At 60.0% G+C, this 25,999-nt stretch carries 19 protein-coding genes, 2 tRNA genes and 3 rRNA genes; 15 read left to right on the top strand and 9 right to left on the bottom strand.

The window, feature by feature from the left end:
• Positions 1 to 43 precede the first annotated feature (43 nt).
• Positions 44 to 994, bottom strand: a complete 951-nt coding sequence (locus LMH93_RS18250; protein ID WP_070096890.1) for a DMT family transporter — start codon at positions 992 to 994, stop codon at positions 44 to 46.
• A gap of 84 nt (positions 995 to 1,078) precedes the next feature.
• Here LMH93_RS18250 and LMH93_RS18245 point away from each other — a divergent pair, with 84 nt between their 5' ends.
• Positions 1,079 to 1,642, top strand: coding sequence for a helix-turn-helix domain-containing protein (locus LMH93_RS18245; protein WP_003250134.1), 564 nt, complete (start codon positions 1,079 to 1,081; stop codon positions 1,640 to 1,642).
• A 48-nt stretch (positions 1,643 to 1,690) separates the two neighbouring features.
• On the opposite strand, the gene LMH93_RS18240 is transcribed toward LMH93_RS18245, so the two are convergent.
• On the bottom strand, positions 1,691 to 2,239 hold the full coding sequence (locus tag LMH93_RS18240) for a cysteine hydrolase family protein (RefSeq protein WP_003250137.1): 549 nt from the start codon (positions 2,237 to 2,239) through the stop codon (positions 1,691 to 1,693).
• A gap of 82 nt (positions 2,240 to 2,321) precedes the next feature.
• On the opposite strand from LMH93_RS18240, the gene LMH93_RS18235 reads away from it, so the two are divergent.
• Entirely contained in the window at positions 2,322 to 3,314 is a 993-nt protein-coding gene (locus tag LMH93_RS18235) for a GlxA family transcriptional regulator (protein WP_004577150.1), read from the top strand.
• An 81-nt stretch (positions 3,315 to 3,395) separates the two neighbouring features.
• Positions 3,396 to 3,776 (top strand): antibiotic biosynthesis monooxygenase, encoded by a 381-nt coding sequence (locus LMH93_RS18230; RefSeq protein ID WP_014753863.1) that lies wholly within the window; start codon positions 3,396 to 3,398, stop codon positions 3,774 to 3,776.
• On the opposite strand, the gene LMH93_RS18225 is transcribed toward LMH93_RS18230, so the two are convergent.
• Positions 3,755 to 4,525, bottom strand: coding sequence for an alpha/beta hydrolase family protein (locus LMH93_RS18225; protein ID WP_180689557.1), 771 nt, complete (start codon positions 4,523 to 4,525; stop codon positions 3,755 to 3,757). The two genes, LMH93_RS18230 and LMH93_RS18225, sit on opposite strands and share 22 nt — an antisense overlap.
• Entirely contained in the window at positions 4,509 to 5,627 is a 1,119-nt protein-coding gene (locus LMH93_RS18220) for a DUF3182 family protein (RefSeq protein ID WP_185280157.1), read from the bottom strand. Before LMH93_RS18220 ends, LMH93_RS18225 begins: the two co-directional genes overlap by 17 nt.
• Positions 5,628 to 5,847: 220 nt before the next feature.
• On the opposite strand from LMH93_RS18220, the gene LMH93_RS18215 reads away from it, so the two are divergent.
• Positions 5,848 to 7,656, top strand: a complete 1,809-nt coding sequence (locus LMH93_RS18215) for an aminopeptidase P family protein (RefSeq protein WP_019752064.1) — start codon at positions 5,848 to 5,850, stop codon at positions 7,654 to 7,656.
• A 38-nt stretch (positions 7,657 to 7,694) separates the two neighbouring features.
• On the opposite strand, the gene LMH93_RS18210 is transcribed toward LMH93_RS18215, so the two are convergent.
• Positions 7,695 to 7,976: a hypothetical protein gene (locus LMH93_RS18210; protein WP_108191639.1), complete on the bottom strand. Its 282-nt coding sequence runs from the start codon at positions 7,974 to 7,976 to the stop codon at positions 7,695 to 7,697.
• A 191-nt stretch (positions 7,977 to 8,167) separates the two neighbouring features.
• Positions 8,168 to 9,055: a threonine/homoserine exporter RhtA gene (rhtA, locus tag LMH93_RS18205; RefSeq protein WP_185280158.1), complete on the bottom strand. Its 888-nt coding sequence runs from the start codon at positions 9,053 to 9,055 to the stop codon at positions 8,168 to 8,170.
• Positions 9,056 to 9,528: 473 nt separating this feature from the next.
• Between rhtA and LMH93_RS18200 the strand changes: the two genes are divergently transcribed.
• The 6 genes from LMH93_RS18200 to LMH93_RS18175 all read left to right on the top strand — a co-directional run bounded on the left by LMH93_RS18200 (position 9,529) and on the right by LMH93_RS18175 (position 16,877).
• Positions 9,529 to 11,065, top strand: a 16S ribosomal RNA gene (locus tag LMH93_RS18200).
• Between the two features lie 77 nt (positions 11,066 to 11,142).
• Positions 11,143 to 11,219 (top strand) — tRNA-Ile (locus LMH93_RS18195).
• 6 nt (positions 11,220 to 11,225) lie between these two features.
• Positions 11,226 to 11,301, top strand: a tRNA-Ala gene (locus LMH93_RS18190).
• Between the two features lie 234 nt (positions 11,302 to 11,535).
• Positions 11,536 to 14,428 (top strand): 23S ribosomal RNA (locus LMH93_RS18185).
• A gap of 143 nt (positions 14,429 to 14,571) precedes the next feature.
• Positions 14,572 to 14,687: ribosomal RNA gene (gene rrf / locus LMH93_RS18180) — 5S ribosomal RNA — on the top strand.
• The 16S, 23S and 5S rRNA genes sit together here with 2 tRNA genes alongside, the layout of an rRNA operon.
• Positions 14,688 to 15,068: 381 nt before the next feature.
• The gene (locus tag LMH93_RS18175; protein ID WP_108191185.1) at positions 15,069 to 16,877 is read left to right on the top strand and encodes an ABC transporter ATP-binding protein/permease; all 1,809 of its coding nucleotides are present in this window, start codon (positions 15,069 to 15,071) and stop codon (positions 16,875 to 16,877) included.
• A 223-nt stretch (positions 16,878 to 17,100) separates the two neighbouring features.
• Here LMH93_RS18175 and LMH93_RS18170 read toward each other — a convergent pair whose 3' ends face one another.
• Positions 17,101 to 18,300, bottom strand: a complete 1,200-nt coding sequence (locus LMH93_RS18170) for an MFS transporter (protein WP_230064435.1) — start codon at positions 18,298 to 18,300, stop codon at positions 17,101 to 17,103.
• Positions 18,301 to 18,737: 437 nt separating this feature from the next.
• Between LMH93_RS18170 and LMH93_RS18165 the strand changes: the two genes are divergently transcribed.
• Both LMH93_RS18165 and LMH93_RS18160 read left to right on the top strand, forming a co-directional pair.
• A complete protein-coding gene (locus tag LMH93_RS18165; RefSeq protein WP_173880825.1) occupies positions 18,738 to 20,972 on the top strand; it encodes a TonB-dependent siderophore receptor in 2,235 nt (744 codons plus the stop codon).
• Positions 20,973 to 21,098: 126 nt separating this feature from the next.
• Positions 21,099 to 21,638, top strand: a complete 540-nt coding sequence (locus LMH93_RS18160) for a histidine phosphatase family protein (protein ID WP_003250189.1) — start codon at positions 21,099 to 21,101, stop codon at positions 21,636 to 21,638.
• A 3-nt stretch (positions 21,639 to 21,641) separates the two neighbouring features.
• Here LMH93_RS18160 and LMH93_RS18155 read toward each other — a convergent pair whose 3' ends face one another.
• Both LMH93_RS18155 and LMH93_RS18150 read right to left on the bottom strand, forming a co-directional pair.
• The gene (locus LMH93_RS18155; RefSeq protein WP_003250191.1) at positions 21,642 to 22,427 is read right to left on the bottom strand and encodes a sulfite exporter TauE/SafE family protein; all 786 of its coding nucleotides are present in this window, start codon (positions 22,425 to 22,427) and stop codon (positions 21,642 to 21,644) included.
• Between the two features lie 125 nt (positions 22,428 to 22,552).
• Positions 22,553 to 23,146, bottom strand: coding sequence for a helix-turn-helix domain-containing protein (locus LMH93_RS18150; RefSeq protein ID WP_012053085.1), 594 nt, complete (start codon positions 23,144 to 23,146; stop codon positions 22,553 to 22,555).
• Between the two features lie 115 nt (positions 23,147 to 23,261).
• Here LMH93_RS18150 and LMH93_RS18145 point away from each other — a divergent pair, with 115 nt between their 5' ends.
• From LMH93_RS18145 to LMH93_RS18135, 3 genes are all read left to right on the top strand, one after another.
• Complete coding sequence (locus tag LMH93_RS18145) at positions 23,262 to 24,398, top strand: NAD(P)/FAD-dependent oxidoreductase (RefSeq protein WP_185280160.1); 1,137 nt, start codon at positions 23,262 to 23,264, stop codon at positions 24,396 to 24,398.
• A 12-nt stretch (positions 24,399 to 24,410) separates the two neighbouring features.
• Complete coding sequence (locus LMH93_RS18140) at positions 24,411 to 24,788, top strand: RidA family protein (protein ID WP_003250199.1); 378 nt, start codon at positions 24,411 to 24,413, stop codon at positions 24,786 to 24,788.
• Between the two features lie 112 nt (positions 24,789 to 24,900).
• Positions 24,901 to 25,965 (top strand): YkvI family membrane protein, encoded by a 1,065-nt coding sequence (locus tag LMH93_RS18135; protein ID WP_003250201.1) that lies wholly within the window; start codon positions 24,901 to 24,903, stop codon positions 25,963 to 25,965.
• The last annotated feature ends 34 nt before the right edge of the window (positions 25,966 to 25,999 follow it).

The raw sequence follows: 25,999 nt of genomic DNA, 5'->3' as shown, positions 1-25,999 counted from the left end.
TTTTATAACAGTTTTTTACAAAGAATAGCCGCTGTTGACTGTTTTATAGCCCCGCCTGGCCTTCGCCAGGGTTCTGCACATCACGTGTTTCGACGGTTTCGCGAGGGCGCCGCATCTTGAGTTCACTGACCACCACGGCAACCACGATCAGCAGGCCGCCGAGTAGCGCCACGCCAGGCAGGCGCTCGCCAGCCAGACGCCCGACGATGCCGGCCCACACCGGTTCACCGGCATAGATGAGTGTGGCGCGGGTAGGCGAGACCGACTTCTGTGCCCAGTTCATTGCCACTTGGATCACCGCACTCATTGCGCCCAGGCCCACTGCGCTGGCAAGCAACAGCCAGGAGAAGTCGGGGAGGCGCTCCTGGGTCGGCACGATCATGAGAAACGCCAGCAGCGATGCGGTCGCAAGTTGTACCACCGTAACCCGGCGCACATCGACCTGACCGGCGTAGCGGCTGATCAGAATGATTTCACCGGCGATGGCCACGGCGCTGATCAGGGTGACCAGTTCGCCCTCGCTGAAACGCAGGCTGCCGCCTTCCGGCCCGGCCAGCAGCATCAGGCCGATGAATGCCAGGCAGATACCCATGCTGGGCATCAGGCCAGGCCGCCGCCCCAGCACCAGCCACTGCAGCAGCGGCACGAACGGGACGTACAGCGCAGTGATGAACGCTGACTGGCTGCTGCTGATTGTTTGCAGGCCCATGGTCTGCAGGCCATAGCCGAGCATGATCGACACGCCGATCAGCATGCCGGCCTTCAGTTCGGTGAAGGTCAGGCCGGGCAGCGCTCGCGCCGAGACCACACCAACGAACAGCGCGGCTGCCGCAAAACGCAGGCCGACGAAGAACATCGGGCCGCTGACGGTCATTACGTTATGCACCAACAGGAAAGTGCCGCCCCACAACATGGTGATGAATACCAGCACCAGTTCGGCCTTGCTCAGGCGGAAGGTGACGGCAGGGGTAGGCTTGCTGCTGGGCTGATTCATGGTCTTGCACACTCGGAAAGGGCGGCGCACAATCGCCGCAAAAGTGGGCAGTATACTGCGCAATCTTGACCAGTGAGCAATATAGTGCACAAGGATTCTTCGCACCGGGCATCGGTGCTGCAACATGTCAGCCTCAATGTGCGCAGTCTGCGCAACGCCGCCGGCTTGAGTCAGGCGGCGCTGGCCGAGCGTTCAGGGGTCAGCCGGCGCATGCTGGTCGCGATCGAGGCGGGCGAGAAGAATGTCAGCCTGACCACATTGGACCTGATTGCCGAAGCCTTGGGCGTGGCTTTCAGTACCCTGATCCAGGCGCCAGACCTGCGCGACCCCGGGCGCATTGAAGAGCTGGCGTGGGCTGGCGAACACCCGCAGAGCCGAGCGGTGTTGCTGGGCACCAGCCCGGCAAGGCGCGAGGTGGAACTTTGGGAATGGACCCTGGCACCGGGGGAGTGCTATCACAGTGAGGCCGATGCCGAAGGCTGGAGCGAGCAGATTTATGTGATCGATGGGCAGCTGACGCTGATCATCGAAGAGGTCGAGCATCGCTTGCAGGTGGGGCAGTTCCATGTGTTCCCCAGTAACTGCCGGTATGCCTACCGTAACGATGGCGTGGTGGCTGTTCGGTTTGTGCGCAATGTGGCGATTTGAGCCTGCAGGCTTTGGGGCTGCTGTGCAGCCCCAAAGGTCTCAAGCCGATCAGCTTTTCAGCAGCTCGTCGGTCTTCACCACATTGGCATAGGCAAACGCCAACGCCGCCATCGCCGAATCATGCACATGAGCCGCCGGCACCTGCTTGCCGTCGAACGCCAGTGGCAGGGTCGCGCAGGCATCGTGCGCCACAGTCACTTGATAGCCCAGATCGGCTGCAGCCCGGGTGGCGGCGTCAATGCACATGTGGCTCATGCTGCCGACGATGGTCAGCGCCTCGACGCCATGCCGGTCCAGCGTGTGCTCAAGATCGGTACCGAGGAAGGCGTTGACCTTGTGCTTGAGCACCACCGGCTCGCTCGGCAATGGCTCGACCTTGGCGTGGATGGCCGCACCCTGCGAGCCGGGGGCAAAGAAGGGCGCATCGGCAGTGTCGAACTCATGCCGCACATGGACCACCAGGTCGCCGCGCTGGCGTGCGGCCGCCAGCAGGCGGGCGGCGTTGTCGGCCGCCTGGTCGGCGCCATCGAGGGGCCACTTGCCGCCCGGGAAGTAGTCGTTCTGGATGTCGATGATGATCAGTGCCTGCTTGCTCATGCTGCCTCCTGTGGCAGTAGTCGTCGAGAGACGTTAGTTATAGGCTGTGTTCACTCACCTGAGGATTGGCGCGAACGACACTATGCGGGCAAAAACTGACACCGGCGCTAACCTGGATATCGGCTTGCTGCTATACCCCGGCGTGCAGCGCGCCGCTGTGCATGGCCTGGCCGACCTGTTCCTGGTGGCCAACCGGGTTGCGGCCGAACTGGGGGCCGTCGAGCTGCCGCACATTCGCGTCAGTTGCTGGCAGGCAGATGAGACGGGGCAGTTGTTGCCTGCGTCGGATAACTCAGCTGTCACCGTACCAGGCCTGCGGGTCCTGATCATTCCGCCAAGCCTGGAGTCAGCTCCGCAAGCCGAGTTGCTTGAACGTCATCGCGCGCCGCTGTGCCTGCTGCACGGGCGTGGTACGGTGCTGGCGTCGGTATGCATCGGTGTATTTTTCATTGCCGCCAGCGGTTTGCTCGACGGGCGCCCGGCCTGCACGCACTGGAATTATGTGCATGCGCTTGCCCAGCGCTTCCCCAGGGTGCGGGTAGAGGCTCAGCAGCCGTTGCTGGATGATGGCGACATCGTGACCTCGGCAGGGTTGATGGCCTGGACGGACCTCGGCTTGCGCCTGCTGGAGCGCTTTTTGGGGACGACGGTGGCTCAGGAGACCGCCCGCTATCTGGCCGTCGATCCGGTCGCGGCGCCGCTGCCCGGCGCTGTGTTCAACCCGCGCCTGGATCACGGCGACGAGGCCGTGTTGAAGGTGCAGCACTGGTTGCAGGGCAATGGCGGGCAGGATGCTGACCTGGCCACGATGGCGGCCTGCGCGGGGCTGGAGGCGCGCACTTTCTTGCGGCGCTTTCGTGCCGCTACCGGGCTGCGCCCGACCGAGTATTGCCAGCAGGTGAGGGTGGGGCGTGCATGCCGCTTGCTGGAGTTTACCCGGCGCAACGTCGAACAGATCGCGTGGGGTGTCGGCTATCAGGATCCGGGCGCGTTTCGCAAGGTATTCCAGCGTGTCACTGGCCTTACCCCGAGTGAATATCGGCGGCGGTTTGCGGTATCCGGCGAGGCTCTATAGAAACCACTTGACCTTGACTTTGCTTGAGGTTTTACCCTGCTCGGCATCGCGCTGCATGCGTACGTAGCCAGGAGACTGTCGATGTTGGCATCACCTCATGCCTTGTGGTTTACCCAGATGATCGAATACGAAGTGCCCAGTATGTGCCAGCAAGCGTTGGCTCAGGCCCTGGTGGCCCGTAGTGAAGCGTTGGCTGCGCGTTGCGAAGGGCTGCAGGGTGTGAGCATCCAGGCCAGCGACGATGGCAGCCGGGTGTTGCAGTACTTGCAATGGCAGTCACGCCAGGCCTGGGCGGCGGCGGCCGTGCACTTCATCGAGGAATCCTTTCTTGACCTGCTGGGCCAGCATCAGGCACGCGGCGTCAACTTCGCCGCCTACCAGGCCCTGCGTAGCCTGGTGCGCGGCGACGATGGCGTCCTGCATTGCCAGGTGGGCGGTCCTCAGGCATACCAAGGTGCGTAGTGCGGGTAGCGATCCAGGCGGGCACCTATGACCATTTCGCTGATCCATGCCGCCAGGAGCGAGCTGTACGCTTTCTGGCTCTCTTCGCTGGACAGTGCGTGGTCGGCGCCGTCGACGATGCGATGGGTGAGCGAGTGGGCGTTGACGAACGCCGAGCGGTAGTTCATCAAGGTACTGTGCGGCACGTAGTCATCCTGCTCTGACTCCACCAGCAGCACATCCCCGCCGAATTCGGCACACGCGGCCAGCGCGCGGTTGTCGGCCGGGCCCAGGTGGCGTTGGCGATAGGCATTCAGGCGTTGACGGTCAAGGGTTTGCTTCGGGGTGCCCCATTCGTCATCCCAGTACATGGCAGGTACCCGCAGGGCCAGCCATCTGACTGGCCGTTGGCGGGTCAGCAGAGTCGCCAGGTAACCGCCATAGCTGCTGCCGATAATGGCGATGGCGCTGCTGTCGACAGCCGGGTGGCTGACCAGTCGATCGTAAGCCACCAGCAAGTCCTGCAGGTTTTGTTCACGGGTGACCGTGAGGCGCTGGCTTTCGGTCTTTTCGTGACCGCGCAGGTCGAAGGTCATGCACACGCATCCCAGCCCGGTGATATGCCGGGCGCGGGCCAGGTCACGTTGCTGGCTGCCGCCCCAGCCGTGTACGAAGAGAATCCCCGGCATTTTGGTGCCCGGACTGACCAAGGTGCCGGCGATGCGGTCATTCTCGACCTGCAGTTCAACGGTTTCACTCTGAATGGCCATGTTCGCGAATCCGCGCAAATTTACTGAGTTGTCCGAGTTCACTGTCGTTTCCTTGGTAAAAGAGGGTGGCGTCAGTGGGCAGGTCGGGGTTGCCGAATACTTCGTGGGTGGAGGCACGTACCCGTTGCAATGCGGGGTCATCGGCAAACGCCTGCAGGGCCAACAGTTCGGCACTGCTGGCACCACCCAGGCGCCAGGATTGTTCGAGCACCCCGCTGCACAGGTGGCCCGAAGGGCTGATGCCGCGGGCGATGTCGTAGTTGCGACGTGAAGCGACAAAGCCCGGGAAGTGCTGCTCGGCGGCTTGTTCGTAAACCATGGCCTGGTTGATGGCAAGGCGCAGGTGGTCGTCCAGTGGGAGCTGTAGCAACGCCTGATAGTCGCCACGTACCACCACCAGGTCAGAACCGCCGTAGACCTCGGTACCCTGATGGTCACGTGTCAATTGCTGGGTGCCGTAGTAGCTGCAGGTCAAGCCGGCGACGCGCACCTGGCCGACGCTGAAGGTTTGCACCTGGCTCAGGTCTTCTTCGAGCACCAGGCCCCACAGCGCCAACGTTTGGTCATCCATACCGGCCAGCAGAGGCTCCAGGGCGCCTGCAGTGGTGATGACCTGTTGCCCACGTCCTGCGCAGGCCAGTACCGGTTTGACCCTCAGCGGGCCGTCGAGCAGCAGCAACTGTGCGGCAGTGCGAGCGTCGGCTTTGCTGAACACGGTGTAGCCGCGCAGCAGGGCATCGCTGGCCTGTCGGGCGAAGTCGTCGGTCCAGCCCGGCGGGAAGCTGGCCCCGGCTGGTAACGGGTGAGAGATCGCCTTGGTCGCCATGTAGGGGTACGGCACCATGCCGCCAAACAGGTCCTGCTCGCTGCAAATACCCAAGGCGGCATATCGTCTGGGGTCGATCAGGGTCTCGGTTGGCAGATAATAGTAGGCATCGGCAGCGCCTGGCGGCCGCATGGGCTGTATAAGTGGGCAGCCCAGCAAGCGTGCCAGGCCTTCGGCAAGCTTGAGATGAACGCCGTGCTCGTGTTCGGGCGTGTGGTCGCGGGTGTCAAGCAACACCACGCCGGCTTTCCGTTCGATGGCACTGGGCATGGTCATTTGCCTGTGTGCAATGAATGTACTGTGTGTGAAGCCGGTGTCCTGGGGAAGTTCAGGGGAACTTGATCGGTGGTCCTGGTCCTGTTGTAGGAAGTGTCCTATTGGCACAGGGCGTGGTGGGCAATGCATGCCGTATCTTGGTCGTCGCGATTGCAGCGCCTTGGTGGCTGTTCCATTATCGGCCTATTGGATCAACCGTTATGAAGTCGCAGGAGAGCGCATGAACGTCCAGACCACCCTTGAGCAAAGTGTGCCGCAGCGACTGGTGCACGTGCGCCAAGCCATGGCGGCAGGGGGCATCGATGCCTTGCTGGTACCCTCGGCCGACCCCCATCTTTCCGAATACCTGCCCGGTTACTGGCAGGGGCGCCAGTGGCTTTCGGGGTTCCAGGGCTCGGTCGGTACACTGGTGGTGACGCCTGGGTTTGCCGGGCTGTGGGTCGATAGCCGCTACTGGGAGCAGGCAGCTCAGGAGCTGGAGGGCAGCGGCATCGAACTGATGAAACTGTTGCCGGGCAAACCCGGAGCGTTGGAATGGTTGGGCGAAAACGTCGAGCCCAACGGTCGCGTGGCAGTGGATGGTGCGGTCATGGCCCTGGCTTCGGCGCGCCAGCTGGCCGAGCGGCTGAAGGCGCGTGGGGCGCAGCTGGTGACTGACATGGACCTGCTGGGTCAGGTCTGGGACGGGCGCCCGGCGCTGCCAGGCAACCCGGTGTACCAGCACCTGCCGCCACACGCCACGGTGAGCCGGGCGGAAAAGCTCGCGCAATTGCGCCAGGGCATCCTGGCCAAGGGGGCCGACTGGCACTTCATCGCAACCCTGGATGACATTGCCTGGCTGTTCAACCTGCGCGGCAGCGATGTTTCTTACAATCCGGTTTTCCTGGCCTTTGCCCTGATCAATCAGCAGCAGGCCATCCTGTTCGTGGGCCAGGACAAGGTGGACGCGCACCTGCGTCATGTGCTGGAGGTCGACGGCATCGAGGTGCGCGACTACAGCGAAGCAGGCAAGGCGCTTGGCACCGTTCCTGCGGGGGCGCGGCTGCTGGTGGACCCGGCCCGGGTGACCTGCGGCCTGCTGGACAACCTGGCGGCAGAGGTGGTTCTTGTCGAGGGGCTAAACCCCACCACGCTGAGCAAGTCCTGCAAGGGTGACGACGACCTGGTGCATATTCGCCAGGTCATGGAGCAGGACGGCGCAGCCTTGTGCGAGTTTTTCGCCTGGTTCGAGGCGAACCTCGGCCGGGAGGTCATTACGGAGCTGACGGTTGACGAGCAATTGAGTGCCGCGCGTGCTCGACGCCCTGATTTCGTGTCACTGAGCTTTTCTACCATTGCCGCCTTCAATGGCAATGGCGCGATGCCACACTACCGTGCCACCGAGCAGTCGCATGCGCTCATCGAGGGTAATGGCTTGCTGCTGATCGACTCGGGCGGTCAATACCTGGGCGGCACTACCGACATCACCCGCATGGTGCCGGTCGGTAACCCCAGCCAGGCACAGAAGCAGGACTGCACCCGTGTACTCAAGGGCATGATTGCGCTGTCGCGTGCCACGTTCCCGCGAGGGGTACTGTCGCCGTTGCTCGACGCCATTGCCCGGGCGCCGATCTGGGCTGACCAGGTCGACTATGGCCATGGTACCGGCCACGGGGTGGGCTACTTCATGAACGTGCACGAGGGGCCTCAAGTAATCGCCTACCAGGCGGCACCCGCACCGCAGACGGCCATGCAAGCGGGCATGATCAGCTCGATCGAGCCGGGTACGTACCGCCCGGGGCAGTGGGGCGTTCGCATCGAGAACCTGGTGGTCAACCGCGAAGCGGGGAGGAGTGCCTTCGGTGACTTCCTGCAATTCGAGACCTTGACGCTGTGCCCTATCGACACCCGCTGTCTGTTGCCCGAGCTGCTGACCAAGGAAGAGGTGGAGTGGCTGAACGGCTATCACGCCCGCGTACGTGAGCGCCTGGCGCCCTTGCTCCAAGGGGATGCGTTAGCTTGGTTGGAGGTGCGTACTGCACCGCTGTAACGCAGATGAAAAGGGCAGTTTGCGATCTGCCCTTTTCTCTATTTACAGATGACGATCATGCTACGGCTGGTGTAACCCGCCGGGTTGATGCCGAACAAGTAGTCACCAGCTTCTTCATCGCTATCGCCCGAACGCGCAACAACCCGGTAGCCGCGCGTGCTGCAAGAGCTTGCGGCCTTGCTGTAGCAATTGTCCCACGAGGAAGAAAGGCCGGAGCAATTGATATGCAGGCCCTTCTTGCCCCTTTTGACCTCGGTCTTGGCTGTGGCGGCACATCCAGCAATAGCCAAGATGGCCAGGATGAGAAAAATTCGTTTCATTCCTGTCCTTAAATGCAGGGCAAATCAGTTGTCACGACCCTGTCGTTGTCGCTTCGGTTCTTCCTGAACCTTCCCCAGCGTCCGTGTTCGGCCCAGTAGATAGCGTAAAGATGATGATTCTGTGACAGCTTAATCAGCGAGACGGGCTGCTACAATCACTAATCCTTTCTCAAATGAAAATATTTCTCATATCAGTCTGCTGCGATGGCCGGGCTGGGTGCCTTGCGCATGGACAGGGTGGTGCCGACCGAGGCGGTAATGATTGCCAGAATCGCCAGCCATTGAGTAAGCGTCAGCACCTCGCCGAGGAAAAGCAGGCCGGACAAGGCGCCAAATGCCGGTTCGATGCTCATCAGGGTGCCGAACGTGCGCGCCGGGATTCGCGTGAGGGCAACCATTTCCAGGCTGTATGGCAGGGCAGTGGACAGTATTGCAACGGCCAACGCCATGGGGATCACGGCAGGTGTGAGCAGAGTGCTACCGGCGTGGGCGATACCGATGGGGGCGACGAACAGGGCGGCGACTACCACCCCCAGGGCCGCGCTCTGGATGCCGTGCTCGGCCCCTGCACGTTGCCCGAACAGAATGTACAGCGCCCAGCACACACCCGCCCCCAGCGCATAGGTGGCGCCCACTGGGTCGAGTGCCTGGCCGCTGTGACCTGCTGGCAGCAACAGCAGCAGCCCAGCGATGGCGAGGGCAATCCACAGGAAATCGATCGGTCGGCGCGAGGAGAAGATCGCCACGGCCAGCGGGCCGGTGAATTCCAGGGCCACGGCGATACCGATGGGTACCGTTTGCAGGGCCATATAGAAGAGGAAGTTCATGCCGCCCAGTGCCATGCCGTAGATGACCACGTTGCGCAACGTGTTGGCGGTCATGCGTACCCGCCACGGGCGCAGTATAAGCAGCATGATGATGCTGGCGAAGATCAGGCGCAGGGTGGTGGTGCCTTGTGCGCCGATGATGGGGAACATGCTTTTGGCCAGAGAGGCGCCGGACTGAATCGATGCCATGGCGATAAGCAGTAGGCCGATCGGGAAGAGGGTGGCGGCCAGGCTGCGGGGCTGGGTGTTCATTTAAGTGCGGCAATCCTTTGGCGAGGGAGGTGTTGAGCAATATAGTGCGCAATTGGTGGGGTGGGTGGTAGCCCTTAAGCGGTTTTGCCAGAAATATTTCAAATCATTGAAATTAAAGGTTGACCTTCTCGATGGCCTCCCTATAATGCGCACCACTCCAACGCGGTAGCGAAGCAAAGCTAGCCACTGTGTTGAGTCAAGTGTTTGAAGCTAAACGAGTTTCTCGCAAAAACTTCAAAATAAACGCTTGACAGGCTCTGAGGAAAGCGTAGAATGCGCGCCTCGGTTGAGACGAAAAGCTCTTAACCAAACGCTCTTTAACAAATTGAATCAAGCAATTCGTGTGGGTGCTTGTGAGTACGGACTGGTAGTCAAAAAGATTATCAGCATCACAAGTGACCATGCGAGAAATCACATAGTCATTTGAGATTGCTGAGCCAAGTTTAGGGTTTCTTAAAAACCCAAGCAGTATTGAACTGAAGAGTTTGATCATGGCTCAGATTGAACGCTGGCGGCAGGCCTAACACATGCAAGTCGAGCGGATGACGGGAGCTTGCTCCTTGATTCAGCGGCGGACGGGTGAGTAATGCCTAGGAATCTGCCTGGTAGTGGGGGACAACGTTTCGAAAGGAACGCTAATACCGCATACGTCCTACGGGAGAAAGCAGGGGACCTTCGGGCCTTGCGCTATCAGATGAGCCTAGGTCGGATTAGCTAGTTGGTGGGGTAATGGCTCACCAAGGCGACGATCCGTAACTGGTCTGAGAGGATGATCAGTCACACTGGAACTGAGACACGGTCCAGACTCCTACGGGAGGCAGCAGTGGGGAATATTGGACAATGGGCGAAAGCCTGATCCAGCCATGCCGCGTGTGTGAAGAAGGTCTTCGGATTGTAAAGCACTTTAAGTTGGGAGGAAGGGCAGTAAGCTAATACCTTGCTGTTTTGACGTTACCGACAGAATAAGCACCGGCTAACTCTGTGCCAGCAGCCGCGGTAATACAGAGGGTGCAAGCGTTAATCGGAATTACTGGGCGTAAAGCGCGCGTAGGTGGTTTGTTAAGTTGGATGTGAAAGCCCCGGGCTCAACCTGGGAACTGCATCCAAAACTGGCAAGCTAGAGTACGGTAGAGGGTGGTGGAATTTCCTGTGTAGCGGTGAAATGCGTAGATATAGGAAGGAACACCAGTGGCGAAGGCGACCACCTGGACTGATACTGACACTGAGGTGCGAAAGCGTGGGGAGCAAACAGGATTAGATACCCTGGTAGTCCACGCCGTAAACGATGTCAACTAGCCGTTGGAATCCTTGAGATTTTAGTGGCGCAGCTAACGCATTAAGTTGACCGCCTGGGGAGTACGGCCGCAAGGTTAAAACTCAAATGAATTGACGGGGGCCCGCACAAGCGGTGGAGCATGTGGTTTAATTCGAAGCAACGCGAAGAACCTTACCAGGCCTTGACATGCAGAGAACTTTCCAGAGATGGATTGGTGCCTTCGGGAACTCTGACACAGGTGCTGCATGGCTGTCGTCAGCTCGTGTCGTGAGATGTTGGGTTAAGTCCCGTAACGAGCGCAACCCTTGTCCTTAGTTACCAGCACGTTATGGTGGGCACTCTAAGGAGACTGCCGGTGACAAACCGGAGGAAGGTGGGGATGACGTCAAGTCATCATGGCCCTTACGGCCTGGGCTACACACGTGCTACAATGGTCGGTACAGAGGGTTGCCAAGCCGCGAGGTGGAGCTAATCTCACAAAACCGATCGTAGTCCGGATCGCAGTCTGCAACTCGACTGCGTGAAGTCGGAATCGCTAGTAATCGCGAATCAGAATGTCGCGGTGAATACGTTCCCGGGCCTTGTACACACCGCCCGTCACACCATGGGAGTGGGTTGCACCAGAAGTAGCTAGTCTAACCTTCGGGGGGACGGTTACCACGGTGTGATTCATGACTGGGGTGAAGTCGTAACAAGGTAGCCGTAGGGGAACCTGCGGCTGGATCACCTCCTTAATCGACGACATCAGCCTACTGATGAGCTCCCACACGAATTGCTTGATTCATTGTCGAAGACGATCAAGACCCTATATAGGTCTGTAGCTCAGTTGGTTAGAGCGCACCCCTGATAAGGGTGAGGTCGGCAGTTCAAATCTGCCCAGACCTACCAATATGCGGGGCCATAGCTCAGCTGGGAGAGCGCCTGCCTTGCACGCAGGAGGTCAGCGGTTCGATCCCGCTTGGCTCCACCACTTGCTGTACCTTGATCAAACTCAGAAATGAGCATTCGTGTCGAATGTTGATTTCTGACTTTTGTCAGATCGTTCTTTAAAAATTCGGATATGTGATAGATATAGACTGAACACCAGTTTCACTGCTGGTGGATCAGGCTAAGGTAAAATTTGTGAGTTCTGCTCGAAAGAGCAACGTACGAATTTTCGGCGAATGTCGTCTTCACAGTATAACCAGATTGCTTGGGGTTATATGGTCAAGTGAAGAAGCGCATACGGTGGATGCCTTGGCAGTCAGAGGCGATGAAAGACGTGGTAGCCTGCGATAAGCTTTGGGGAGTCGGCAAACAGACTGTGATCCAGAGATCTCTGAATGGGGGAACCCAGCCAGCATAAGCTGGTTATCTTGTACTGAATACATAGGTGCAAGAGGCGAACCAGGGGAACTGAAACATCTAAGTACCCTGAGGAAAAGAAATCAACCGAGATTCCCTTAGTAGTGGCGAGCGAACGGGGACCAGCCCTTAAGTTGGTTTGAGATTAGTGGAACGCTCTGGAAAGTGCGGCCATAGTGGGTGATAGCCCCGTACACGAAAATCTCTTATCAATGAAATCGAGTAGGACGGAGCACGAGAAACTTTGTCTGAATATGGGGGGACCATCCTCCAAGGCTAAATACTACTGACTGACCGATAGTGAACCAGTACCGTGAGGGAAAGGCGAAAAGAACCCCGGAGAGGGGAGTGAAATAGAACCTGAAACCGTATGCGTACAAGCAGTGGGAGCCTACTTTGTTAGGTGACTGCGTACCTTTTGTATAATGGGTCAGCGACTTATATTCAGTGGCGAGCTTAACCGAATAGGGGAGGCGTAGCGAAAGCGAGTCTTAATAGGGCGTTTAGTCGCTGGGTATAGACCCGAAACCGGGCGATCTATCCATGGGCAGGTTGAAGGTTAGGTAACACTGACTGGAGGACCGAACCGACTACCGTTGAAAAGTTAGCGGATGACCTGTGGATCGGAGTGAAAGGCTAATCAAGCTCGGAGATAGCTGGTTCTCCTCGAAAGCTATTTAGGTAGCGCCTCATGTATCACTGTAGGGGGTAGAGCACTGTTTCGGCTAGGGGGTCATCCCGACTTACCAAACCGATGCAAACTCCGAATACCTACAAGTGCCGAGCATGGGAGACACACGGCGGGTGCTAACGTCCGTCGTGAAAAGGGAAACAACCCAGACCGTCAGCTAAGGTCCCAAAGTCATGGTTAAGTGGGAAACGATGTGGGAAGGCTTAGACAGCTAGGAGGTTGGCTTAGAAGCAGCCACCCTTTAAAGAAAGCGTAATAGCTCACTAGTCGAGTCGGCCTGCGCGGAAGATGTAACGGGGCTCAAACCATGCACCGAAGCTACGGGTATCATCGTATGATGATGCGGTAGAGGAGCGTTCTGTAAGCCTGTGAAGGTGAGTTGAGAAGCTTGCTGGAGGTATCAGAAGTGCGAATGCTGACATGAGTAACGACAATGCGAGTGAAAAACTCGCACGCCGAAAGACCAAGGTTTCCTGCGCAACGTTAATCGACGCAGGGTTAGTCGGTCCCTAAGGCGAGGCTGAAAAGCGTAGTCGATGGAAAACAGGTTAATATTCCTGTACTTCCAGTTATTGCGATGGAGGGACGGAGAAGGTTAGGCCAGCCTGGCGTTGGTTGTCCAGGTTTAAGGTGGTAGGCTGAAATCTTAGGCAAATCCGGGATTTCAAGGCCGAGAGCTGATGACGAGTTGCCTTTAGGCGACGAAGTGGTTGATACCATGCTTCCAAGAAAAGCTCCTAAGCTTCAGATAACTGGGAACCGTACCCCAAACCGACACAGGTGGTTAGGTAGAGAATACCAAGGCGCTTGAGAGAACTCGGGTGAAGGAACTAGGCAAAATGGCACCGTAACTTCGGGAGAAGGTGCGCCGGCGAGGGTTAAGGACTTGCTCCGTAAGCCCATGCCGGTCGAAGATACCAGGCCGCTGCGACTGTTTATTAAAAACACAGCACTCTGCAAACACGAAAGTGGACGTATAGGGTGTGACGCCTGCCCGGTGCCGGAAGGTTAATTGATGGGGTTAGCGCAAGCGAAGCTCTTGATCGAAGCCCCGGTAAACGGCGGCCGTAACTATAACGGTCCTAAGGTAGCGAAATTCCTTGTCGGGTAAGTTCCGACCTGCACGAATGGCGTAACGATGGCGGCGCTGTCTCCACCCGAGACTCAGTGAAATTGAAATCGCTGTGAAGATGCAGTGTATCCGCGGCTAGACGGAAAGACCCCGTGAACCTTTACTATAGCTTTGCACTGGACTTTGAATTTGCTTGTGTAGGATAGGTGGGAGGCTTTGAAGTGGGGACGCCAGTTCTCATGGAGCCATCCTTGAAATACCACCCTGGCAACTTTGAGGTTCTAACTCAGGTCCGTTATCCGGATCGAGGACAGTGTATGGTGGGTAGTTTGACTGGGGCGGTCTCCTCCCAAAGAGTAACGGAGGAGTACGAAGGTGCGCTCAGACCGGTCGGAAATCGGTCGTAGAGTATAAAGGCAAAAGCGCGCTTGACTGCGAGACAAACACGTCGAGCAGGTACGAAAGTAGGTCTTAGTGATCCGGTGGTTCTGTATGGAAGGGCCATCGCTCAACGGATAAAAGGTACTCCGGGGATAACAGGCTGATACCGCCCAAGAGTTCATATCGACGGCGGTGTTTGGCACCTCGATGTCGGCTCATCACATCCTGGGGCTGAAGCCGGTCCCAAGGGTATGGCTGTTCGCCATTTAAAGTGGTACGCGAGCTGGGTTTAGAACGTCGTGAGACAGTTCGGTCCCTATCTGCCGTGGACGTTTGAGATTTGAGAGGGGCTGCTCCTAGTACGAGAGGACCGGAGTGGACGAACCTCTGGTGTTCCGGTTGTCACGCCAGTGGCATTGCCGGGTAGCTATGTTCGGAAGAGATAACCGCTGAAAGCATCTAAGCGGGAAACTTGCCTCAAGATGAGATCTCACTGGGATCTTGAATCCCCTAAAGGGCCGTCGAAGACTACGACGTTGATAGGTTGGGTGTGTAAGCGCTGTGAGGCGTTGAGCTAACCAATACTAATTGCCCGTGAGGCTTGACCATATAACACCCAAGCAATTTGCTGACGCAGATTGCGGTGGTGAAGACGAAAGACCCGAAAATTTGTGCTTTACACAAGAGCTTCGCAAATATCGCATATCCGAATTCGCTGGGCTGTCCATCTGGACATTCTGGCAACAGAATTTCTTGACGACCATAGAGCATTGGAACCACCTGATCCCATCCCGAACTCAGTAGTGAAACGATGCATCGCCGATGGTAGTGTGGGGTTTCCCCATGTGAGAGTAGGTCATCGTCAAGATTCATTTCGCAAAACCCCTATCTGCGCATGCAGGTAGGGGTTTTGTCTTTGTGGGCAAAAAACTGGACCTGCTCGAATCACTGTGGGAACAGGCAGCTCGGTGGAGGGCACCGGCTTCGCCGGTGTTCGCGGGTAAACCCGCTCCTACGACGGCCTGTGTCCACCCCCCGATGTGTGTCCACCACCAATCTGTGTAGGAGCGGGTTTACCCGCGAATACGGTGGCGGCGGCAACGGTGAGCGGCGGGTGGAGATTGGCCAGCAAGGCCGGCCCTTTCGCGGGTAACCCCGCTCCTACAAATCATGAAATGTGCGTCATTTATACCTGACGAATGACAGCGTAATGCTACGCTCGCGGAAATACTCAGCACGGATACTTACCATGGAAATGAACTGGCATCAGGCCCTGCAAGAGAGCCTAAGCTGGCTGGCAATCGCCTCGTTCATCACCCTTGTCAGCTTCACTGCAGCCGCAACTCTGGCGGTGCGTTGTACACGCTGGGGCAGCCAGTTCTGGCAGCTTGCCGGGCCCTATTTCAGTTTCAGGCGCAGTTGGCGGCCGTTGCTGGTGTTTGCCCTGCTGCTGGTCCTGACGCTGTTTTCGGTTCGCCTAAACGTTCTTTTTTCGTTCTGGTACAACGGCTTCTACAGCGCCTTGCAGGGCCTTGACCAGGCGGCGTTCTGGTACCTGCTCGGCGTCTTCGCAGTGCTGGCTACCATCCATGTGTTGCGCTCGCTGTTCACCTTCTATGTCAGCCAGGCATTCAGTATCAAGTGGCGGGTCTGGCTGACCGAGCGCCTGACCCACGACTGGATGCAGGGCGATGCCTATTACCGTGGCCAGTTCCTTGCCGAGCCAGTGGACAACCCTGACCAACGTATCGAACTGGACGTTAACGCTTTTGTCACCAACTCGGTCACCCTTGCCCTGGGCGCAGTCAGTGCGCTGGTTTCGCTCGTGGCGTTCACCGGCATCCTATGGGGGCTGTCGGCACCGTTGACGGTGGCCGGCGTAGAGATCCCTCGGGCGATGGTATTTGCCGTTTACCTGTATGTCATCGTCGCCACCTGGGTCGCCTTCCGCCTTGGGCGCCCGCTGATCCGGCTTAACTTCCTCAACGAGAAACTCACCGCCAACTTCCGTTACGCGTTGATGCGTCTGCGTGAGAACGCCGAGAACATTGCCTTCTACCAAGGTTCGCAAGTCGAGCGGGGCACGTTGCTCGGCCGTTTTGCTGCCTTGATCGTGAATGCCTGGGCATTGGTGTACCGGAACTTGAAGTTCAGTGGCTTCAACTTGGGTGTCAGTCAGGTAGCCGTTGTGTTTCCGTTCATTCTTCAGGCGCCGCGCTTCTTCAGTGGGGCGATCAAGCTGGGCGACGTCATGCAAACTTCCCAGGCCTTTGGGCAGGTGCAGGATTCTTTGTCGTTCTTCCGTGAGTCGTACGATGCGTTCGCGCAGTACCGCGCGACCCTTGACCGTCTCACCGGCTTTCTCGATGCCAACCAGCAGGCAAGTGCGTTGCCGCGCGTCACCACCGAAGACCAGGCGCATGCGCTGCAGATCGCGGGATTGCAGGTGCTGCGCCCGGACGGACATGCCCTTATCGCCGACCTGGACCTGAGCCTGCATGCCGGCCAGGCGTTGTTGATCAAAGGGCCATCGGGCAGTGGTAAAACCACGCTGCTGCGTGCCCTGGCGGGTCTTTGGCCGTATGCCGAAGGCAAGGTCAGGCGGCCAACGGGGCATCAGGCACTGTTCCTGTCGCAACGCCCGTACCTGCCGCTGGGTGACTTGCGTACCGTCATTGCCTACCCGGCAGCCAGTAATTCCAAGGATGAGTTGCTCATGCAGCAGGCACTGCGCCAGGTCAACCTGGCCCACCTGGCCGAGCGTCTGGACGTCAGCTGTGACTGGTCACACATCCTCTCGGTGGGCGAGCAGCAGCGTCTGGCGTTCGCCCGGGTACTGTTCAACCGGCCTGAGGTGGTGTTTCTCGACGAGTCCACCTCGGCGATGGATGAGGGGCTCGAGCATGCCCTGTATGCGTTGTTGCGTTCGGAAATGCCGAGTGCATTGCTGGTCAGTGTCGGCCACCGCAGCACGCTGGCAGCGTTCCATACTCACCGGCTTGAGGTGGATGGGCATGGCGGTTGGTCGTTGCTGGAGCAGGAGGCTGTGCTGGCCTAGTTCGGCTTGAGGGGGAGATCGCCATCCAGCATCGCGATCAGCTTGGCCCCTTCACTGCGTGCATTGCCGACATCCTTGGTGACCCGAACCACTCGAACGCCTTCACCGGCAGGCCGTGCTCCCTGGCCAGGCGTTCGACCCCTGCGGCGGGAGCGTTCGGGTTACAGGATGGAACTGTTCAACCTGCGTGCGCTGCAGCCGTGAACCGCCAGGCTAGCCAGGTTCAGCGCAGCAGCGTCAGCCCTGCAAGGGTGGTGACGGCAAACCCTGCACCAACCAGGAAGGTTGCCTGGAACCCTGCACGCTCCCACAGCAATCCGGCTACCACGCTGGCTATCAGCAGCGCCGCACCGGTCAGCAGGTTGAACAGGCCGAAGGCGGTACCGCGCAAGTTGGCGGGGGCGCTGTCGGCGATCATGGCAGAGAAAATGCCCTGGCTGAAGCCCAGGTGCAGGCCCCAGGCCGTTACCCCAAAGGCAAGCCCGGCCCATCCTGGCAAAAGGGCCAGCAGCAGGTCGGCAGTGATCAGCAGGCCTAGCCCGGCCATCAGCACGCCACGGCGCCCCACTCGGTCCGACAACACGCCGGCAGGGTAGGCCGACAGTGAGTAGGCCATCGCCATCAATACCAGTACCGCCGGCGCCCATAGCGGTGTCAGGCCTATGTTCTGAGCCCGCAGCAGCAAGAAGGCCTCGCTGAAACGGGCGAGGGTGAACAACGTGGCCAGACCGATCAGGCGCCAATAGACCGGCCCGAGGCGCCGCAGCTCGTGTAGTGCCAACGGTGAGCGCACCGGACGCCCCATCGCTGGGGCCGCAGGTTCGTGAACGAAGGCAATCAGGATATACACCGCCACGAACGCCGGGATAATAGCTACCCAGAACACGGTCTGGAAATGGCTCGCTGTCAACCACATCAACACGATCGCCAGCAATGGCCCGAGGATAGCGCCTATGGTATCGAGCGCCTGACGCAGGCCGAACGCCGCGCCGCGCAGCTCGACCGGCGTAACATCGGCCACCAGCGCATCGCGTGGTGCCCCCCGAATACCTTTGCCGACGCGGTCGACGAAGCGTGCCGCAGTCAGCCACTCAAGTCCGGGAGCCATGGGAAATACCGGCTTCATCAGCGCACTGAGGCCGTAGCCGAGGACTGTCAGCAGCTTGCGTTTACCCAGTCGGTCGCTGAGGGCACCAGAGAACACCTTGGTGAACGATGCGGTCGACTCGGCGATTCCTTCGATAAGCCCCACCGCTATCACCGAAGCGCCGAGCACACTGACCATGTACAGGGGCAGTAGGGCGTGGATCATCTCCGAGGAAATGTCCATCAACATCGACACGAAGCCCAGCGCCCAGATACTGCGGGGCATCTTCGGCGGGCTTTTGGCAGTGTTCGCGCAGCTGTTGTCATCGCCACGCATCTGGTCTCTCCGCAGCGTTGTACGTCGAAACTGTAGATGCCTGCACACAGGATGCAAATCGGATAGGTGGATGGCAGCAACAGCCTGCGGACATGACTGAACTGTCCATGAATGCAGGGTGGTCATTCCGTCATAGGGTGCCTTCGCCGGTGTTCGCGGGTAAACCCGCTCTTACAGACCGCGAAGGCTTATCAGATGTTGAGCAAGACCGTTGCTCCCACAGCGAGCCTCGCGAGCCTCGCTGTGCCAAAGATCACGGTTCAGCAAAGTTCAGTTACAAACATGTAAACTTCGTAAATAAGATTTACTCGCATTTGCGACTCTCTATATTTACCACCCCTGTTGGCCGCCAAACTGAGTGCGGGGCCGGTGGGCGAGGGCTCCCGGTTTCCGACAGGGATGTGCCTTTTCGCTCATGAATCGCAGGAGATGTACCCATGCAGTGCAGAACTTCATCCAACAGCCTGGCCCTGGCGTTCGTCGCGCTGGCGTCGCCGTCCATGCTGGCGACTGCGGCAGAGTCCGAGGAGCTGCGTGCGGGTGAGGTAGTGGAAGCGCCCGTCGCCGACAACGCGCTGGTGATCCAGGACACCCTGATCACCGCCGAGCGCGAGGCGCGACAGGCCCTGGGCACGTCGATCATCACGGCCGAGGACATCAAGCGCCACCCACCGGCCAATGACCTGTCCGACATCATCCGCCGCGAGCCCGGGGTTAACCTGACCGGCAACAGTGCCAGTGGCGCACGCGGAAACAACCGGCAGATCGACCTGCGCGGCATGGGCCCGGAGAACACGTTGATCCTCATCGACGGCAAGCCATCCAGCGCGCGCAACGCTGTGCGCTATGGCTGGAACGGTGACCGTGATACTCGGGGTGAAACCAATTGGGTGCCGGCCGAAGCGGTCGAGCGCATCGAGATCCTGCGTGGCCCGGCCGCCGCACGCTACGGCTCCGGCGCCATGGGCGGGGTGGTCAATATCATCACCAAGCGTCCTTCCGACGAGCTGAAAGGCAGCGTCAGCCTGTACACGCAACTGCCCGAAGACAGCGCAGAAGGCGCCAGCCGGCGAGCCAACTTCAACCTCGGTGGCGGCCTGACCGATAACCTGGGTTTGCGCCTGTACGGTGGCCTGGCCAAGACTGACGCCGACGATCTGGACATCAACGCCGGGCATGCCACCAGCGCCCTGGTTGCGGGGCGAGAAGGCGTTCGCAACAAGGACATCAACGGCCTGCTCAGCTGGAAACTGAACGACGAGCACCGCCTGGAAGCCAGTGCCGGCTACAGCCGTCAGGGCAACATTTTTGCCGGCGACACCATGAACAGCAACGGCGGCGGAGACGTCGACTTCGTCTCCAGCCTCTACGGCCACGAAACCAACGTGATGCAGCGCAGTACTTATGACCTGACCCACCTCGGTGATTTCACCTGGGGTACCAGCAAGACCACACTGGCCTACGAATACGTACGCAACTGGCGCCTTAACGAGGGCTTGGCTGGCCGCACCGAAGGTGCCCCAAGCGACGAAGGTGGGGCCATGTCCCGTTTACGCAACACACGCCTGAGCAGTGAGGTGAACCTGCCGTTCGCCATGGGCAGCACAGAACATGTGCTTACCTTGGGTGGCGAGTACCTGTACGAAACCCTCAACGACCAAGGTTCGTTGCGCCCGCAAAGCTCCGACCCCACCCACAATGACGGCCTTGTCGGCTTCGATCGCAGCAGTTCGAAGATGACCGCACGCAGCTATGCGCTGTTTGTCGAAGACAACATCATCGTTGGCGACACCACCCTTACGCCGGGCCTGCGTTTCGACCACCACGAAAGCTTCGGTGACAACTTCAGCCCCAGCCTGAACCTGTCGCACAAGCTGACCGAAGCGCTGTCGGTAAAAGGCGGCATCGCCCGTGCCTACAAGGTTCCGAACCTGTACCAGTCCAACCCCAACTACCTGCTGTACAGCCGCGGTAATGGCTGCAGCGTGCAACAGGCCAACAATGGTGGCTGCTACCTGCAGGGCAACGCCGACCTCAAGCCCGAGATCAGCGTCAACAAGGAAATCGGCCTGCTGTACGACCGTGGTACCTGGCGCACCAGTGCCACCTACTTCCGCAACGACTACAAGAACAAGATCATCGGTGATACCGATGTGCTTTACACCATGGGTACCGGCAGCCGCGTGACGCAGTGGGACAACGCCGGCAAGGCGCGGGTGGAAGGTGTCGAAGGCAACTTCTTCATCGAGTTGGCCCCGACCCTGGACTGGAACACCAACCTGACCTGGATGCTCGACAACGATGATCGCGAAACGGGCGAGCCGCTGTCGGTGATCCCGGAATACACCGTCAACACCAGCCTCGACTGGCGCGCGACCGAGCAGCTGTCATTCCAGGTAGCGGGTACTTACTTCGGCAAGCAAAAATCGCCGACCTACAACTACCGCACCCAGCAGGACTACGACAAGGCCGCCCAGCAGGACGTCGAGGCCTATGGCCTGGTGGACGTGAGCGCCGGGTACAAGTTCAATGCCAACTACGACGTGCGGGTAGGCGTGAACAATGTCTTCGACAAGCAGATCCTGCGCGGCGGCAACGCCAGCAGCTCGGGGGCAAACACGTATAACCAGCCGGGCAGGGCGGTGTTTGCTGCGCTGAATATCAACTTCTGATCCAAAGGGCCGCCTTGCGGCCCAATCGCAAGTCAATCGGGTCGCGAATGGCCGGCGACATTGTTGCAGCCAAACGTCTCGCAGCGTGCTAAACCATGCACCCCAGCCCGCTGCGAGAAATGCCTGGTGAAAGCCATCCGCCTGACCCTAATCTGCCATGCCCTGACCCAGGCCCAGAAGAACGGGCGCCTGCACCATACGGATGATGGCATCCTGCCGCTAGCCCGACAGGCAGACGCCGACCGATCAGGCGTGCAACTGCTGAGTGCGCCAGAGCGGCGGGCCTGCGAGACGGCGGCGTGGTTAACGGGGGCGGTACAGGTCGAGCCGGGCTTGGCCGATTGCGACCTTGGGCGTTGGCAGGGTTTGTCGTTGAAGCAGCTACAAGCCGAGCAACCGCAGGCGTTGGCAGAATGGCTGCGGGATCCGGCCAGTGCCGTGCATGGTGGCGAGTCGTTCGCTGCGCTATGCCAGCGCCTGGCCGCTTGGCTGGCGGCCTTTGACAGGCCGGGTGACTGGCTGGCCGTGACCCACCCGATGGTCATACGCGCCATGCTGGTACAGGTGCTTGGGTGTCCGATGAGTGCCGGGCAGCGAATTGACGTGCTGCCGCTGTCACGTCTGGAACTGAGCTTTACCGGGCAGTGGCGGTTGCGCCTGGGCTAAGGCTCAGAACGCCAGCTTGTAACCGATCAGCAGCAGCATCGTTGCCAGGCAAGGGCGCAGCACGCGGTCGGAGATTCGCCCGGTGAGGTGGCTACCCAGATAGATGCCTGGCAGCGAGCCCAGCAGCAGGTAGCCCAGCAGCGACCAATCCATGTTGCCCATGCCCGCGTGGCCCAGGCCTGCTACCAAGGTCAGTGGCACGGCGTGGGCAATTTCGGTACCGACCAGGCGACGGGTGACCAGGAACGGGTACAGCAGGAACAGCGCCACTGTACCCAGGGCGCCAGCACCGATGGAGGTGAGGGTGACCATTATTCCAAGCACCACGCCGGTCAGCACCGTGAGGGTGTTCAGGCTACGGTCGCTGAGGTGGTAGTGATCACCGGCATGGCGGCTGGCGAAGGCCTGCAGGCGCGATTTGAACAGGATGGCCAGCGCGGTCAGGATCAGCACCACCGCCAGGCCTTGCTTGATGATGGCGTTGAGCGCCGAGGTGTCGGTGTGCAGGGTGCTGAGGAACCACAGGGTCAGCGCCGCTGCGGGCACGCTGCCCAGGCTGAGCAGGCCGGTGATCTTCCAGTCGATGTTCTTGTTGCGCGCATGCACCCAGACGCCACTGGCCTTGGTGATCGCTGCATACAGCAGGTCGGTACCGACAGCGGTCGCCGGGTGGATACCAAACCACAACAGGATCGGGGTCATCAGCGAGCCGCCACCGACGCCGGTCATACCGACGATGAAGCCCACGACCAGGCCAGCAATGGTGAAACCGAAAGAACCTACATCCATACGCTACTCGACTGCCCAACTTTGCCCGTTATCGGATGCCAGTCAGCATATAGATTTTTTTATAGCCAAATAGACTTGTTCGTTATTAGGTTATAACCGGGTTTGCCTTGGGCGGGCGTGACCGATCAACGATCAGTCATCACCACCATGACATGGGCATCACCACCGTCATCACTTTCCGACAGGTAGATGTGCCCCACCTGGCTGTCGAAATACGCCGTCTCCTGCGGCCCGATGCTGACCGCTTCACCGGTCTCGAACTCAATGCGCACGCGCCCGCTCAGCACCAGCGCGAACTCTTGCCCGGGGTGGCGGATAAAATCGTCGAACTGGCCGCGTTCCCGGGCAATGATGCGGGCATAAGCCGGTGTCATGCGTCGCGCGGGGAAATCCCCGGCAATCGGATAATAGTCGTAGGTGCCGGTCGAATAACCCGCCGCTGCGGGCAGTGAGTCAACCACCACGGTCACCGGCACCGGGGCGCTGACCGTGCCGCTGGCGCGGAACAGCTGGGCAATATCGACATTCAGCGCCCGCGCAGCAGCGGCCAGTTTTTCATAGCTGACCGACACCTGCGCCAGTTCCATCTTCGACAACGTGGACAGCGGCACACCACTGGCTTCGGACAATTGCTTGAGGGTCATCTGGCGCGCCTTGCGCACCTGGCGCAGGCGCTGGCCCACTACTGCACGGTCAAGCTGGGGTAGAGCTGAAGGCATTCAGGGATCTCGGCATGCGGCGTTGGTCGGGCATCTTACCTTGGACCCTTGCGCATTTCTAAATTCTCATATATTAGAATTCTCATAAATGATAACTGGCCTGGCAGGAGCGTGCATGACCCCGACCTACGACACCCTGATCATCGGTGCTGGCATCGCCGGCGCCTCGCTGGGCTACCGCCTGGCCGGTCAGCAGCGCGTGCTGCTGGTCGAGCGTGAATCGCAGCCTGGCTACCATTCCACCGGGCGTTCGGCGGCCATGTTCATGGAGGCTTACGGCACCCCACAGATCCAGGCACTGACCCGCGCCAGCCGAGCCTTCTACGAAGCGCCACCGCAGGGCTTCTGCGAGCACCCGCTGCTGGAGCCGCGAGGCTGTCTGTATGTGGCCAGCCTGGAGCAACGAGAACTGCTTGAGCAAACTTACGCGCAGAACCTGGCCAATGGCACAGAGGTCAGCCTGCTGGACCGGGACGCGGCCTTGGCACTGATACCCAGCCTGCGTGGCGAAACCCTGGCCGGCGCGGTGCTTGAGCCAGGTGCGATGGACCTTGATGTACATGCCTTGCACCAAGGCTTCTTGCGGGGTTATCGCACCGCCGGCGGGGAACTGCGCTGCAACGCCGAGCTGATCCAGGCCTGCTACCTGGACGGCGTGTGGCAGGTGGAGTTGGCCGATGGCAGCCGTTTGCAGGCCCGATGTCTGGTCAATGCTGCAGGTGCCTGGGCGGACCGTGTGGCCGAGCAGTGCGGGGTGGCGCGCATCGGCTTGCAACCGTGCCGCCGTAGCGCGTTCACCTTCCCCGGCCCGGCAGAACAAAACTTTGCCCGCTGGCCTGCAGTGATTGGCGTCGATGAAAGCTTCTACTTCAAGCCTGATGCCGGCCAACTGTTGGGGTCTCCAGCCAATGCCGACCCGGTTGAGCCACAGGATGCCGCGCCCGACGAGTTCGACGTGGCCTTGGGTATTTACAACATTGAAGCCATGACCACCTTGGCGATCCGCCGCCCTAGCCACACCTGGGCCGGGCTGCGTTCATTCGTTGCCGACGGCGACCTGGTGATCGGTTTCGATGCGCATGCACCCGCGTTTTTCTGGCTGGCGGCCCAGGGTGGCTATGGCATCCAGTCGGCAGCGGGGGCCTCGCGCCTGGCCGCCGACTTGCTGATGGGCCAGCCCTTGTGTCCCGACCTTGTCAGCCAGGGCGTGGCGCCCGAGCGCCTGTCCCCGGCCCGTTTCCAGCAACCCTGAAAGGAGCATCCCATGAGCAATGACATTCAGCGTTTCCCCAGCAGCTTGCCGTTCCCGTTTTCCCGCGCCGTAAAGGCCGGTGGCTTTCTGTTCCTCTCCGGGCAGGTGCCGATGAGCGCTGGCGGCGAAGTGGTGCGCGGTGATATCCAGACCCAGACCCGTGCTGCCTGCGAGCGTATCGCCGAAAGCCTGGAGGCCTGTGGCGCACGTCTCGACCAGGTGGTGAAGGCCACGGTCTGGCTGTCGGACATGCGCCATTTCGCCGGCTTCAACGAGGTGTACAAGGCGTTCTTCGGCGCGGCGCTACCGGTGCGTTCCACCGTGGCTTCGGCGTTGGCCCTGGGCGTGGATGTGGAGATCGAAGTGCAGGCGTTCGTCGGCGACGCCTGACAGGGCAAAGAGCCCGTGTAGAGGCGGCCTTGTGTCGCGATGGGCTGCAAGGCCGCCCCTACAACCGGTATGCGACGGCGATGACAAAACAACAATAAATCCAGAGGTTCACATGCAAGAGCAGCTGAAGATCGCCGGCGCATTTGTCGGCGTGATCGTGGGGGCGGGGTTCGCTTCAGGGCGGGAACTGTTGTTGTTCTTTGTCGATTTCGGCGTGTGGGGGTTGGCTGGCGCGTTGGTCAGCGCCGCCTTGTTCACCTTCCTCGGCATGGCATTGGCGGGGCTGGGCAATCGCCAGCAGGCCACCTCGCACAAGGATGTGATCCTGGCCATCTGCGGCCGTCACCTGGGCATGTTCGTCGACTGGTTGATCACCTTTTTCATGTTCGCCGTCACCGTGGTCATGCTGGCCGGTGGTGGTGCCTTGCTGGAGCAGCAGTTCGGCATCCCGGCCCTGACCGGCAGCGTGCTGGTGACGCTGGTGGTAGTCGGTATCGTGTGCCTGGACGTGCGCAAGATGATACTTGCAATTGGCGCCATCACACCCTTGCTGATCCTGGTGGCTTCGGCAATAGCGCTGTATGCCGTGATCACCCGCGAGCAGAGCTTTGCTGCGCTCGATCAGGTGGCCAGCCAGCAACAGGCCGGCACCCGCCATTGGCTGCTGGGGGCGTTCTTGTATGTGTCGTATAACATCGTCGCGGGTGCGCCGATCCTGGCCATTCTGGGTGGTTCGGCCAAGGGCGAGAAAGCCGCTGTGTGGGGAGGCCTGCTCGGTGGTGCAGCGCTAGGCGGCCTGATGCTGGTGATGAGTGCCGGGCTGCTGTCGCGCCTGGACAGTGTGGCCGACCAGCCGATGCCCATGCTGTCGATTGCCAACGAAGTGTCACCACTGCTGGGGCTGGTGATGTGCCTGATCATCTTCGGCATGATCGTCAACACCGCGGTGGGCACGCTGTTTTCCTTCCTCTCGCGGCTGTTACCGGCGGGCACGACAAAGTTCCGCTGGGGCTCGGTGGTGACCGGGGTGGTGGCGTTCGGCTGCAGCCTGGTGGGGTTCATCAGCCTGGTGGGTGAGGTGTACCCGTTCTTCGGTTACCTGGGCTTTGTGCTGATGGCGGCGGTGCTGCTGGCCTGGGTGCGGCGGGGCAAGGCTGTTGAAGCGGCGGTGGCGTAACGGGCTGCATGACAGCCCGATCGCGGCACAAGGT

This window comes from Pseudomonas sp. CIP-10 (assembly GCF_020911845.1).
In the GTDB taxonomy this organism is placed as follows: Bacteria; Pseudomonadota; Gammaproteobacteria; order Pseudomonadales; family Pseudomonadaceae; genus Aquipseudomonas; species Aquipseudomonas alloputida.
This window is presented reverse-complemented; position numbering and strand designations above follow the sequence as displayed.

Bases quoted from the DNA above. Each gene is read 5' to 3' on its own strand.
- LMH93_RS18250 (WP_070096890.1), bottom strand. From the start codon at position 994: ATGAATCAGCCCAGCAGCAAGCCTACCCCTGCCGTCACCTTCCGCCTG.
- LMH93_RS18240 (WP_003250137.1), bottom strand. From the start codon at position 2,239: ATGAGCAAGCAGGCACTGATCATCATCGACATCCAGAACGACTACTTC.
- LMH93_RS18235 (WP_004577150.1), top strand. From the start codon at position 2,322: ATGCGGGCAAAAACTGACACCGGCGCTAACCTGGATATCGGCTTGCTG.
- LMH93_RS18230 (WP_014753863.1), top strand. From the start codon at position 3,396: ATGTTGGCATCACCTCATGCCTTGTGGTTTACCCAGATGATCGAATAC.
- LMH93_RS18225 (WP_180689557.1), bottom strand. From the start codon at position 4,525: ATGGCCATTCAGAGTGAAACCGTTGAACTGCAGGTCGAGAATGACCGC.
- LMH93_RS18220 (WP_185280157.1), bottom strand. From the start codon at position 5,627: ATGACCATGCCCAGTGCCATCGAACGGAAAGCCGGCGTGGTGTTGCTT.
- LMH93_RS18215 (WP_019752064.1), top strand. From the start codon at position 5,848: ATGAACGTCCAGACCACCCTTGAGCAAAGTGTGCCGCAGCGACTGGTG.
- LMH93_RS18210 (WP_108191639.1), bottom strand. From the start codon at position 7,976: ATGAAACGAATTTTTCTCATCCTGGCCATCTTGGCTATTGCTGGATGT.
- rhtA (WP_185280158.1), bottom strand. From the start codon at position 9,055: ATGAACACCCAGCCCCGCAGCCTGGCCGCCACCCTCTTCCCGATCGGC.
- LMH93_RS18175 (WP_108191185.1), top strand. From the start codon at position 15,069: ATGGAAATGAACTGGCATCAGGCCCTGCAAGAGAGCCTAAGCTGGCTG.
- LMH93_RS18170 (WP_230064435.1), bottom strand. From the start codon at position 18,300: ATGCGTGGCGATGACAACAGCTGCGCGAACACTGCCAAAAGCCCGCCG.
- LMH93_RS18165 (WP_173880825.1), top strand. From the start codon at position 18,738: ATGCAGTGCAGAACTTCATCCAACAGCCTGGCCCTGGCGTTCGTCGCG.
- LMH93_RS18155 (WP_003250191.1), bottom strand. From the start codon at position 22,427: ATGGATGTAGGTTCTTTCGGTTTCACCATTGCTGGCCTGGTCGTGGGC.
- LMH93_RS18150 (WP_012053085.1), bottom strand. From the start codon at position 23,146: ATGCCTTCAGCTCTACCCCAGCTTGACCGTGCAGTAGTGGGCCAGCGC.
- LMH93_RS18145 (WP_185280160.1), top strand. From the start codon at position 23,262: ATGACCCCGACCTACGACACCCTGATCATCGGTGCTGGCATCGCCGGC.
- LMH93_RS18140 (WP_003250199.1), top strand. From the start codon at position 24,411: ATGAGCAATGACATTCAGCGTTTCCCCAGCAGCTTGCCGTTCCCGTTT.
- LMH93_RS18135 (WP_003250201.1), top strand. From the start codon at position 24,901: ATGCAAGAGCAGCTGAAGATCGCCGGCGCATTTGTCGGCGTGATCGTG.